The following is a 13,601-nucleotide window of genomic DNA, read 5'->3' as shown; positions in this document are numbered from 1 at the left end:
CCTTAATGTTCCACGTGGAACAATTTAATTTTCTCCTCTTCTTTCTTACGCATAAGCGCAGCGTCCATAACTGTTTTATCATTATAGCCTGCTAAATGCAAAACTCCATGAGACATAACTCTATGTAATTCTTCTAAAAAATCTACATTATATTCTTTAGCATTCTCTAACACTCTATCAATAGAAATAAATAAATCTCCCGAAATAGTATCGCCCTCACAATAATCAAAAGTTACAATATCTGTATAGGTGTCATGATTAAGATACTTCATATTAATATCTAAAAGATAAGCATCATCACAAAAAATATAACTTAAAGTACCCAAGGATTTACCCTCAGAATCTATAACCCTAGTTAACCAATCTATATAATAGGGTTCATTAGTTAACTCAAAATCTAACTCGTAATTAAATTCAATCATTTGTATTAAAATATTCTTTAATTCTATTCTGATAATTTTGCCGCAAAGGTAGTGCTTGTCTATTTAAAATTTCGTTCTGATTTTTGTAATTATCAAAGATTGCTGGTTGCGTAAGTACGGGGTTTGTAAACGAATTAGAATTAGTATTACTTTCTCGTTCTTTTTTCTCCCCTTGTTTCATAGCAGCACCTTCCAATTTTATCAATTCATACTGAATAATTGTTGCTTTGTCAATAGTACTTCTTGCAACTCCATTCTCTAATAAACTATTTTGAAAGTCATTCATTTGACGGATTAATTTTTGACCTAAACTTCGATCTTCCTTATTAATCATATTCGATAATTGCTGCTCTAGTTTATTCTTTAAAAGCTCTTGTTCCTTATAGATTTCATATATTTCCTTTAAGGCGTCTTCTGATAATCCGGTGTTGCCATTCCCCATAGCGCCACCTTTACCATTACCTTTACCGTAACTTTGCCCATTTCCTTCACCATCTCCATTAGAATCACCTTCGCCAGAACCAGAAGTACCCCCATTAGACTCTTTTCCATTAGACCCAGAAGAACCAGATTCACCATCTTTACCTCCCTTACCTTGTTTTCCAGAAGTGCCATTTTTACCTTGACTACCCTGCTGACCTTCTTGACCATTTTTACCAGATGAACCACTTTCGCCCTTAGTTGAATCTTTTCCTTGACCAGCCTGACCCATTTTTTTATTGAGATCTGATTGCCCTTTAATAATATCTGGCAATTGAAAATCTTCGCCAGAACCCTCACCTTTCCCAGACTTCATACTTTCCTGCATATTATCCAGAATATTGGCTAAAAGATCTGATAAGATATTACCTGAATTCAACACATATTTTTGATAGGAAACACTTTGATAGATCCTAGATTCAGAAAGGTTTTCCACCACATTATCCAAATTATAATAGAGCTCCGTAACCTCTCTATTAATAGTTTCAGATATTTCAGGAACACGAAGCGATAAAGCAAAAAGGCTATCATCTACATGTGCAAATAAAGTTTTTAGTTCTTGCTGTTTTAGAATTACCTTGGAAGTATTTGCAAAAGCATTCTCCTTATCACTTAAATCATCAATCATAGCCTCTTGCTTAAATGTAAAAATGATTAGATTATCTAAAATTTGACGCAAAACCTCTGCGTCTTCAGTCACATTAGAACCACCAGATGTAGATGAAGATTCCGATAAAGCTTCCGATAATTCCTTAATTTTTTCAGCCGCAGATTTTTGCTTGGCACTACTGGATGATGACTTCTGACCATTAGCTTCCTTATCTAATTGTTCAGATATCTTATTTAAATCTTTATTTAAACTATCCGTATCCGATTTCTCAATACCCAAAGAAATAGGTTTTTTTAGATTATTATTATCTTTTTTAAGTTCTTCTAGTTTATTAGAAGCCGACCGAAAAAGCTCATTAATCTTTTCTTGATCTGCTTTTGAAGGTATATCATTCAACTTAGATTTAGCTAAAGCCATCTCCTTCCTCGATAATTCGTTAAAATCTTTAGATAATTGTGAGGCCGCCTCAGTTACATAATAGCGCTTTGTCAATTCTAATAACTGCTCCAGATTACGTTGCCCGCTTTTTTGGTTTTTAGCTAAATCATCCAAACGTTTGGATAAATCTTCTTTATTAATCTTATCAGCAACCTTCTTTAAACTTTCTATTAATTCCTTATTTTTTTTGGCTTGCAATTCCTGACGCTCCAACCGTTCTTGCAAAAGTTTATTTAAACCATCATCCCTATTCGCCTTATTTAGATTATCCTTAAGTTGTTTAGAGAACTTTTGCATTTGATTTTCCTGCAACTCTTGTTTCTGCAATAAAGAATTTAATTTAGATTTATCATTAAAACTAAGAATAGATTTTTCTTTCTGGCTTCCAGAAAGTTCTTCCATGGCTTTTGTTTGATTTTTTAACTTTTCAACGGTCTTATCTAAAGAAGAAATGATAGTTTGCTGAGACTCTAACTCTTTGTTTTTCAATTGATTATCACCCAGAATCGTAGCAGTAAAGGTTTGCGACTTTGAATGCTTTGAACCATTAACTTGGTCATTATCAGATACTTGAAAATAATAAGCATATGAATTGTCTGAAACAATATTTACACCAGAAGGAAAAGTATAATAAAAAGAACTAACAGGACTATTAGGCTTAAGAAGTTCCAAACTCATAATACTATCAGGTGAAAGTATATTATAATAATAAAGTTTTAAACTAGAGACCCCATAATCATCAGATAAATTACCACTATAATAAGCCTTATTGTGTACAAGACTATCCTTACGTTCTATTACCGTAATTTTTGGAAATTCATCTTTAATAACCTCAAAGGAATACTCTAAATTTTCAAAATCTGAAACATTTTTATTAGAAGTAGAAATACTATACTTCAGCGAATTATAAACAGCCTTAGACAAAGAAAACATACCAGCAGCACTAGACATAAAATACTGAATAGTATCCGCGCCTTTAAACAATAAACAATCTGTATCTGCTGTAGCCACCTTCCAAGATACTTTGGTTCCTTCTAATACAGTGGCCGATCCAACCCCAGAAAGCGTTTCCTTCTTTTTATGGGTATACTTTGGATAAGACAATTCTAAAATAAAATCTAATATTGTAGGGGTTTTTATAACTTCAAAATTATAAGAATTTGAAGTAAACCCATTCGCACTAAAATAAAAAGTAAAGGATTCCTTAGGTGACTTAATTTCATACTGGAAAACACCATTATTATTTTTCATAAGGTACTCCTCCCCTGCTAAATTAATTGCAATAGCTTCCGGTTGCAAATCTCCGATAGTTTCAACGGAAATTAGTGTAGATTCATTCTGTAATGCAAGCAAATCGTCATTTAATAAGACAAAATTAAAAGGAGCTGGTTTTGCATACGCCAAATCATAATTTATGACACGTTGATAACTTTGAAAAAATGATCTGATATCGCCAAAAAAATAAATAACCGAAAAGATGAACAGTGGAATCGCTATCCATTTAGCATAACTAAACGATTTACTAAAATCTATAGCTTTAGAAAAATTAAAAGGTTTTAACTCCTCTGCCCTTTGATGAATGCTAGCCACAAGCAATTCTGATTGCTCATCATTTGCTTCTAAATCTAATAAGTTAGACAATCTATCATCAATTTCAGGAAAATGCTTTCCTATACTATTGGCAGCCTGCTTATCTGTTAATCCGTTTTTAAGCTGAAATAAGTAAATAAGAGGAACTATAATAAAGCGATAAAGTAAATAAAATTCTACCAGGAGAATACTTATAAGAAAACCCAACCGAACCTTAGAACCCAACCACAAAAAATATTCAAACCCTAAAACCAAAAACAAAAAAAGACTACCTAATGCAAGAAACAGAATAAAACCCCGCAATAACTGGGCAGTATAATAGCTTTTTACAAAGGCTCTAAGATTGTTCTTAATTTGATCTAATGCAGTCAATTGTAGGATTTTAATACCAAGATAGTCGAAAAAAAACCAGTTGCATAACTTGCTCCTGAATTAAGTACAAAGGTAAATATTCAAAAATAGAATAATACCATAACAATGTTAATTGTAAGCAGCTCACTATCTGATGCTTAAAATTAAATTACTACCTAAGTTATTTAAACAATTAGTTCTAATTTTCACCTTTTAGTATCTTTACAACAAATACAAAAATATGAGTACTAAAGTTCGTGTAAGATTTGCTCCTAGCCCAACAGGACCCTTGCATATTGGTGGTGTAAGAACTGCATTGTTTAATTATCTTTTTGCAAAGAAAAACAATGGCGAATTTATTTTGAGAATAGAAGATACCGACCAAAATAGGTATGTAGAAGGTGCAGAACAATATATCATAGATGCCTTAAACTGGTGTAATATTCCTTTTGATGAAGGCCCAGGAAAAGAAGGGAAATTTGGACCCTACAGACAAAGCGAAAGAAAGCCCCTTTATGAAGAATATGTTAAAATTCTTTTGGAAAAAGGAAAAGCATACTACGCTTTTGATAGCTCAGAAAGCTTAGATACTCATAGAAAAGAACACGAAGAACAAGGAAAAACTTTTATCTATAACTGGCATAACAGATTAAAACTAGATAATTCTCTTTCTTTGATGCCTGAAGAAGTAACAAAAAGAATTGCCAATGGTGACGCCTATGTAATTCGGTTTTTAACCGCACCAGATGAAAAAATTGCCCTAAATGATATTATCAGAGGCAACATGACCATTGATTCTAATGTCTTAGACGATAAGGTTTTATACAAAAGCGATGGTATGCCAACCTATCATTTGGCGAATATTGTAGATGACCATTTAATGGAAATAACCCATGTAATACGTGGCGAAGAATGGCTACCTTCTTTAGCTTTACACCAACAATTATATGAGGCATTTGGATGGCAAGCGCCAGAATTCGCGCACTTACCATTAATCATGAAACCTGTAGGTAAAGGAAAATTAAGCAAGCGCGATGGCGAAAAGTTAGGTTTCCCCGTTTTTCCATTAAATTGGAACGAGTCTGTTGGGTACAAAGAAGAAGGTTATTTCTCTGAAACTGTAGTAAATTTTCTTGCCTTGTTAGGATGGAATCCTGGAACAGAACAAGAAATATTTAGCTTGCAAGAACTAACCAACCTATTTAGTTTAGAACGTGTAAATAAATCTGGCGCTAGATTTGATCCAGATAAGACCAAATGGTATAATCAACAATATCTACAACAAAAAACGGATGCCGAATTGGCAGAATTATACCTTCCAATACTTCAAGAAAAAGGAATAGAAGCACCTATTTCCAAAATAGAAAAAGTAGTTTCGTTAATAAAAGAAAGAGCTGTTTTTGTAGCAGATTTTTGGGAGCTATCTGATTATATGTTTGTTAGCCCTAATTCCTATGATGAGAAAGCAAGCAAAAAACAATGGAAAGAAGATACTTCCAGTATTATGTCTGAAGTACATGATGTACTAGCATCTGTGGCTGAATTTTCATCTGAAAAAACAGAACAAATTGTTAAGAAATGGATCGAGGACAAAGAATTATCTTTTGGAAAAGTAATGCCGCCCCTAAGACTAATCATCGTAGGTGAAATGAAGGGTCCTCACCTATTTGATATCTTGGAATTTATAGGAAAAGAAGAAAGCTTACAGAGAATAAAAACTGCAATTAACCAATTAAAATAAATTAATTGTAACAAAAGTAAGAGAATTGCTACCTATATTGTAAAGAACTATTAATCAACCTAAAAATAAACGTATGAGCTACTTATTAATACCCTTACTATTTCTTGGTGCAGTGATTTTATTTTCATCCTTTTTTACGGTGAAACAACAAACAGCTGCTATAATTGAACGATTTGGAAAATTTCATAGCGTAAGAACATCCGGTTTACAAATGAAATTACCGATAGTAGATAAAATTGTAGCCAGAGTTGGTTTAAAAATTCAGCAATTGGATGTAATTATTGAAACAAAGACATTGGATGATGTATTTGTTAAATTGAAAGTTTCAGTACAATATGTTGTATTGCGTGAACAAGTTTATGATGCTTTTTACCAATTAGAATATCCACATGAGCAAATTACCTCTTTTGTTTTTGACGTAGTTAGAGCTGAAGTTCCAAAAATGAAATTGGATGATGTTTTTGTTAAAAAAGATGATATTGCTATTGCAGTTAAAGGTGAATTACAACAATATATGTCTGTTTACGGGTATGATATTATCAAAACTTTAGTAACAGATATTGATCCTGATGCACAAGTAAAACAGGCAATGAACCGTATTAATGCTTCTGAAAGAGAGAAAATAGCAGCCCAATTTGAAGGTGATGCCGCACGTATTCTTATTGTGGAGAAAGCAAAAGCTGAAGCAGAATCTAAAAGATTACAAGGTATGGGTATTGCAGATCAACGTAGAGAAATTGCTCGAGGTTTGGAAGAATCTGTTGAAGTTTTAAATAGAGTTGGAATTAATTCTCAAGAAGCTTCTGCCCTAATTGTTGTAACTCAACATTATGATACGCTACAATCTTTAGGAGAAGAAACTAACAGTAATTTAATTTTATTACCAAATTCTCCACAAGCAGGAAGTGATATGTTAAATAATATGGTTGCCTCATTTACTGCCAGCAATATGATTGGTGAAACCATGAAAAAGCAAAAGAAAGAAATTGCCGCTAAGAAAAAAACGGATAACCAATAGTTTTTAAAACTATAGATAATACCAATAGGTTTCGTGATTTATATTTCAAAATCTTATATAGAATTCTAAAAATAGACTGATTGGCATAAATTCTTATTTTAAGACGTTTTAAAACAAAAAAACCATCAATACATAAAATCGTATTGATGGTTTTTTTTTATGCACTACAACTAAATTATGAAGGTGGTTTTCAATAGTTTATACCAATCATTATTTTATAAACAATAGCCATAAACTATACTTCTATTTCTGTTGCATTTTGGCCCAAGTATCTCTTAAACCAACGGTCTTATTAAAAACTAATTTTTCCGCAGAAGAATCTGTATCTACATTAAAATATCCCAAACGTTGAAATTGGAAAAAATCTTCTGGTTGCGCTGTTTTTAAACTTGGTTCTAAATATCCCGTAATTACCGTTAAAGAATCTGGATTTATGAATTCCATAAAATCTTTGTCTTTATGTTGGTCAGGAGTTTCATCTGTAAAAAGACGATCGTACAAACGTACTTCTGCTGGAATAGCATGTTTTATAGAAACCCAGTGTAATGTACCTTTTACTTTACGTAAACTTTCTTCCGTACCACTTCCACTCCTACTTTTAGGATCATAGGTACATTGTACTTCTAATATATTCCCATCGGTATCTTTTGTACAAGACTCAGCCTTAATAATATATCCGTTTTTTAGACGAACTTCATTTCCTAATTTCAAACGAAAGAACTTTTTATTTGCCTCTTCTCTGAAATCTTCTTTTTCAATATATAATTCTCTAGAAAAAGGTACCGTTCGGTATCCAGCACTCTCATCTTCTTGGTTATTTTCTGCTTCTAACCATTCTTCTTGATCCTTTGGATAATTAGTAATCACCACTTTTAAAGGATCTAAAACAGCCATAACCCTAGGAGCAACTCTGTTTAAATGTTCCCGAATCGAGAATTCTAAGAGACTTACATCCACTACGTTTTCTCTTTTAGCGATCCCTATTGTATTGGAAAAATTACGAATAGCTTCGGCCGTATATCCTTTTCTGCGCAACCCTGAAATGGTTGGCATACGTGGATCATCCCAAGAGGTAACTACTTTCTCTTCAACTAATTGCAATAATTTACGTTTACTTACAACGGTATGACTAAAATTTCTCCTAGCAAATTCTCGTTGTTTAGGACGTACCTTATCTGAAGCAACAACTTGGTCTAAAAACCAATCATAAAGCTCTCTATGCATTGCAAATTCTAAGGTACAAAAGGAGTGAGAAACTTGTTCTAAATAATCACTTTCTCCATGGGTCCAATCATACATTGGATAAATACACCAATCGGTATTTGTTCTATGGTGTGCCTTATGAAGTATGCGGTACATAATAGGATCCCGCATAAGCATGTTACTAGAAGTCATGTCTATTTTAGCTCTCAACACATGTTCTCCTTCTGCAAATTTACACTCTTTCATTTCGTTAAAAAGAGCAAGGTTTTCTGCTACCGATCTATCTCTATAAGGACTAGCAACTCCGTGTTCTGTAGGTGTCCCTTTTTGCTCTGCAATTTGAGCAGCACTTTGGCTGTCTACATAGGCTTTACCTTCTTTAATAAACGTTACTGCCCAGTCATATAATTGTTGAAAATAATCTGAAGCATAAACTTCTTCTGCCCAGTTAAATCCTAACCATTCTACATCTCTTTTAATAGCATCTACATACTCTTGTTCCTCTTTTGCTGGGTTGGTATCATCAAAACGTAGGTTTACAGGAGCGTTATAGCGCAATCCTAACCCAAAGTTTAAACAAATAGAACTTGCATGGCCTATATGTAAATACCCGTTAGGCTCTGGTGGGAAACGGAATCTAAGCTTGTTTTTAGAAAAACCATTGGCTAAATCATCCTCAATAATATGCTCTATAAAATTCAGAGACTTTGTATCATCGCTCATTGCAAAATTTTTGAAATACAAAGTTACTAAAAAAGGAATTGTTGCGCTCTATAAAAGATACAGACCATGCAATAATAGGGTTTCACAACACTTTTAATCAACGCTACAACATTAAATACAATTAGGAACAATTTAATAAGATATTTGATGTTAATTACTGTAGCTGTGTAAGATATGGATAGGAAGTACATAAATCCGACTAACGGTAAAAACTCCTAGAAGCAAGCTACAGACCCAAATAGTAACCTAAAGTTGCAGCAACATGAACAGACCTACTACACACTCAAAAAAAACCTTCTTTTTCTTCACATTCTTAATGTGCAGTATAGGACTAATGGCTCAAACATTAAACAAACCTACCGCAATTGCGAATCCAAATTTTGGAACTGGCGGCAGCCCATGGACAGCAGTATGTGCATCATCTACTTTTAATGAATATTATGTGAATTTTAAATGGAGTGCATCACCTAGTGTACTAAGTGATAACACTTTTGTTTTAGAGTTATCAGATGCTACTGGAAGTTTTGCTTCTCCTACGGCATTAACTACAGTAACAGACAAGAACAGTACAACAGATTTTGACATACGTTTTGAGATTCCAATTACGTTGAGAGGCACTGGATACAAATTAAGAGTAAAAAGTACAAGTCCTGAACTATACAGTCCGGCTACTCAGGCCTATAACATGTACTATATTGATTATAAAAACCCTATTCAAATTACTGAAAATGGAAGCGGAAGTATCGGAGATGGTACAATATCTATTTGCAATGGTAGCACCGCAATTATAGCTGTTGATAACGTACCCAATTCAGAAACGTATCAATATATATGGAGAAAGAGTTCAACGATACTTTCTGAGACGGGCCCATCTTTAACTGTTTCTGAAAGTGGCATGTATTCTGTTGAGATCGATTATGGATCTGTTTGTTCTGGTTCTGCCGGTACACTTTCAAATATGATTACGGTAGAAACGGGTACTGCTTTAGGCGTAACGATAAATACACCAACAAAAACTTCTTATTGTGAAGGCGAAACAGCTAGCGCATTGGAAGCTACCATCGCAAATTCTGATATCTTTTATACTTGGTATAAAGATGGTACTGTTGTACAAGCTAAAGCTCAAGGAAGTTATACCTACGCCTTTGATACTAATGATCCTGATTTTGCAGGGGCCTATACTGTAAAAGTAGAAGGTGATGGTATCTGTGCAGAAACTACTCCTGCGTTAAGCATTTCGAAAACTGGAGCATTTACAGTTACAGAAAATACACCATTAGAAATGGTCATACTTCCTGGTGAATCAAAGACATTAAGTGTAACATCAACAGCCGTATCTCCAACATACCAATGGTATAAAAATAATACAGTAATTAGTGGTGCTACTACAAGTACCTTAGCAATATCAGAAGAGGCAGAGTATTATGTGGCCGTTTCACAAGGTGGTGCATGTCCTTCATCCCTAAATTCTAATAAGATAAATGTTGTTGCTCCAAGTTCTTTTGAATTAATTGCAAACTATACTACTACCTATAGTGATTGTGACTACAGCGAAATAGTACTAGATGTAGCCACGATAAATGCTGTAGCTGCAAATGGCAGCAAAACAGATGTTACTGCCGATTTAAAGGCTTCTATGAGCTACCAATGGAAGAAAGATGGCACGGCTATAAGTGGAGCTACTTCGTCTAGTATCAGTTTAACCGATATATCAGAAAACGGATCATACCAAATTGATGCTACGATAGAATCTTTCAATACGAGTTCTAATAGCTTACCTGTAGTCCTTAGAAGTAATGAATTAATTACAATAGAAGCAAGCAGCTTAGTAGCTTGTAACAGCACAGATTTTATTACCATAAGTACCAACGTAGATTTAACTGGAGCCACATTTGGTTGGGCTAAAGACGGAACTATTATAGATACAACTTCTTTAGACTTGAATACAACAGATGCTGGTACCTACCGCTTAATGGTGACTAGAAACGGATGTTCTATTCCTTCAAATGAAGTTACTATTAGTCCGTTAGACGAGTCTCTAATCACTTTAGACAGCCCTCTTAACATTGTATTTCCAGAAGGAGGATCTAAGACCATTACGGCAAGCGGAGGAACTGCTTACGAATGGAGAGATGCTAACAATACAAGTATTAGCAACAGCGCTTCTATAAGTTTAACTACAGAAGGTACCTACACCTTAACAGCCTATGTAGGAAACTGTGTAATTATAAAAGAAGTAAATGTGAGCTACAAAGACACATTTAAAATACCGAACGTTATAACAGTAAATGGAGATGGCATCAATGACCTATGGTTAATACCAAACAGTTATTCATACCAAGCCGATGTTAATGTGATTATCTATAATGATAAAGGAGAAGAAGTATACAATGTTTTTGAGTACCAGAACAACTGGCCAGAGTCTTCTACAGGCTTTACTTCACAAAATATGGTATTCTATTACAAGATTAAAAAAGGCTCCGATACAATAAAGCAAGGTACTATTACCGTTATTAAGTAACCAAGTTTTACCAACAAACCATTTTAACCACAACATGCTTAAAAAATATATCATATACCTGTTTCTGTTCATCTCAGCGCTTACCAAGGTAAGCGCTCAAGATGACAATCCATTCATCACTTATGATGTACCTTCTCAGAACCTATTGAAATTCAACAGATTCTTACTGAATCCTACATTTTCAACAGTTAGAGAGGATAAATCATATATCAACTTATTACACAGAAATCAATCGGCTACCTTTAACGATAACAACCAAACTTATTTCTTGAGTTATAGTGGTCGTATGAGTGATAGAACGGGTTTAGGTCTTAGCTTATATTCACAACAATCTGGAGCTATATCTAACTATGGTATATTAGCAAACTATGCATATGGAATTAAATTAAGTGATAAAAGTAACTTTACATTTGGAGCCAACTTTTCTTATTATAGAAGTGGGTATGACAGTAGTAGAGGAAATACAGTAGATCCGGATGATCCTTTATTAAGTGGGTTGCAGAATAGTAATTTAATTTCTTTTCAACCCGGTTTTAACCTTTCTTATGGTAGGTTTGACTTTGGAGTATTTGCAGAAAACTTATTTGATTATAATATTAAAACCAATGAATCTGTCACTGAATTTGGTGCTAAAACATATTCTGGTCACTTACAATATACCTATCCTTTTGATTCTGGTGATGGTGTATTAGAAGGTGCGCGTTTAATGCCTTTATTACGTGTAAAAAAAGGTGGAGAAAAATATGAGGTTGCCGGAAAAGACTTTATTCTTGGCGGAAGTTTAATCTTAGATTTACCAAAACTAGGTTGGGCACAAGCAGGCTATGATAGCTACTATGGTGCAGCTGCAGGTATTGGTTTTAACTTAAACAAAAGAATCTCTATTGGTTATACGATGGAGAAAGGGCTATCTAATACTTTTAATGATTTTGGCCTTACTCACGAAATATCTTTTGCCTATTCTATTACTCCTAATCTTACAGAAGATAGAGTATTGTTAGAAGATTCTGATGAGTTAGCAGATATAGAAGAATTGAAAAAAGATGTAGAATCGCTTACTTCTAGAGATGAAGAAATAGAAAAGTTAAAAGCAGCATTGTCAGAAAACGATGAAATTGTGGCAGAACTTATGTTTCGTCAAGATTCTATTGAAGCTAGTAGAAATAGTGATTTAGAGCGTCGTTTTGATATGGTGATGCGTATGGTACGTAGAGAAACCAATGGCGAAAATCCTGATTTAGAGGAAAAAGCAAAACAACTTTACTTATTGAATAACTTAAAAGAAAGAGATGCCACTCAAGTAGCTTCAAATACTACCAATGCCGAAACAGATCCTACGGTACGGACCGATGGTACTGAAAAGTACAATAATCCAAATGGTATAATTAATCCTTCTCAAGGGAAAGATACAGATGCTTTAGTGCAAAACATTAAAAATTCTGTTGATACTTCTAATGATGGTACAACAACTGGAACTTCTGGAACAAATGGAACTACTCGTGCAAACGGAAGCAACACGGCAACAGATGCTACCGCTTCAAATACTACGGATGCAACAAATGGAAGCATAAAAACGCCTAAGCAAACCCAGACTACAGATGCTATTGCAAAGACAGATTATATAAAGACTCCTAAAACAAATACCACACAATCTGGGCAAACCAAAGATGCTTTTACAGAAATTGCTAAAAAGAATAATATTAAGAGTAGAAAGTTTAGAAACTTAGAAGGCGTAAATGATGGTTACTATGTTGTTGCTAATGTATATAAAAGCGAACATTACATGAACAAGTTTATAGACGAACTTAAAGCCAAAGGGATTAATGCAGATTACTTTGAAAATAAGAACAATGGTTTAAAGTATGTGTACTTAATTCATGAAGATTCTTGGGACAACGCACTAAGCTCTTACAAGTATGAAAAAGAAGCGAATTACACGGGCGATTTATGGATTATGAATGTAGATAATGATAATTATACAGATACGGCTTATGCAAACAACTCCACTAGATTAAAAGAAAAATCAGCAAAATATAATAATGTTAATTTAAGAAAGAATGTCATAGAGAAAGATAATGTTGCAGCTACAGGAACGCCAGCCTATAAAAAATATAATTTAAATGGGGTAGATGGGGGTTATTACATTATCGCCAATGTTTTTGCCAGCCCTAAAAACGCTAATAATTTCGTGAAACTTTTAAATTCAAAAGGCCTAAATGCAAGTTACTTTATCAACCCAGAAAACAATTATCGTTACGTTTACCTTAAGAAACACGGTTCTTGGAATAATGCTTTAATGTCTTATTATTCAAAAATAAATAATGCATACGACCAAAAAATGTGGATCATGAAAGTAAGTTCGGGCTTACTCACATAATAACACAAAACAAAAATATATAAAGGCTTTCAGGTTACTTCTGAAGGCCTTTTTCTGTGTTATCAACTTTCAAAAAACATCACTTTTGGTGGCCAAATGGCTTAAAAATTCAAAGCATTAAAATTAT

7 protein-coding genes are annotated in these 13,601 nt (G+C 33.8%); 4 read left to right on the top strand and 3 right to left on the bottom strand.

Annotation, left to right across the window (positions count from 1 at the left end; translation table 11 throughout):
- Positions 1 to 2: 2 nt before the first annotated feature.
- Positions 3 to 422 carry an rRNA maturation RNase YbeY gene (gene ybeY / locus BLQ19_RS07300; protein WP_074537885.1) on the bottom strand — a complete coding sequence of 140 codons (420 nt, stop codon included), beginning with the start codon at positions 420 to 422 and terminating at the stop codon, positions 3 to 5.
- Positions 415 to 3,912, bottom strand: a complete 3,498-nt coding sequence (locus BLQ19_RS07295) for a synaptonemal complex protein 1 (RefSeq protein ID WP_074537884.1) — start codon at positions 3,910 to 3,912, stop codon at positions 415 to 417. Before BLQ19_RS07295 ends, ybeY begins: the two co-directional genes overlap by 8 nt.
- 220 nt (positions 3,913 to 4,132) lie before the next feature.
- Here BLQ19_RS07295 and gltX point away from each other — a divergent pair, with 220 nt between their 5' ends.
- Positions 4,133 to 5,632, top strand: a complete 1,500-nt coding sequence (gene gltX, locus BLQ19_RS07290; RefSeq protein WP_074537883.1) for a glutamate--tRNA ligase — start codon at positions 4,133 to 4,135, stop codon at positions 5,630 to 5,632.
- A 73-nt stretch (positions 5,633 to 5,705) separates the two neighbouring features.
- Positions 5,706 to 6,650, top strand: a complete 945-nt coding sequence (locus tag BLQ19_RS07285; RefSeq protein ID WP_024482341.1) for an SPFH domain-containing protein — start codon at positions 5,706 to 5,708, stop codon at positions 6,648 to 6,650.
- Positions 6,651 to 6,893: 243 nt separating this feature from the next.
- On the opposite strand, the gene BLQ19_RS07280 is transcribed toward BLQ19_RS07285, so the two are convergent.
- Positions 6,894 to 8,576, bottom strand: a complete 1,683-nt coding sequence (locus BLQ19_RS07280; RefSeq protein ID WP_074537882.1) for a glutamine--tRNA ligase/YqeY domain fusion protein — start codon at positions 8,574 to 8,576, stop codon at positions 6,894 to 6,896.
- A 262-nt stretch (positions 8,577 to 8,838) separates the two neighbouring features.
- Between BLQ19_RS07280 and BLQ19_RS07275 the strand changes: the two genes are divergently transcribed.
- Positions 8,839 to 11,097, top strand: a complete 2,259-nt coding sequence (locus BLQ19_RS07275; RefSeq protein WP_083332213.1) for a T9SS type B sorting domain-containing protein — start codon at positions 8,839 to 8,841, stop codon at positions 11,095 to 11,097.
- A gap of 34 nt (positions 11,098 to 11,131) precedes the next feature.
- Positions 11,132 to 13,474, top strand: coding sequence for a PorP/SprF family type IX secretion system membrane protein (locus BLQ19_RS07270; protein ID WP_074537880.1), 2,343 nt, complete (start codon positions 11,132 to 11,134; stop codon positions 13,472 to 13,474).
- Positions 13,475 to 13,601: the final 127 nt, after the last annotated feature.

Origin of the sequence: Cellulophaga baltica, from assembly GCF_900102165.1 — a bacterium.
Lineage (GTDB): Bacteria > Bacteroidota > Bacteroidia > Flavobacteriales > Flavobacteriaceae > Cellulophaga > Cellulophaga baltica.
The sequence above is the reverse complement of the archived record's forward strand: the minus strand, read 5'-3'. Positions and strand labels throughout refer to the sequence as shown.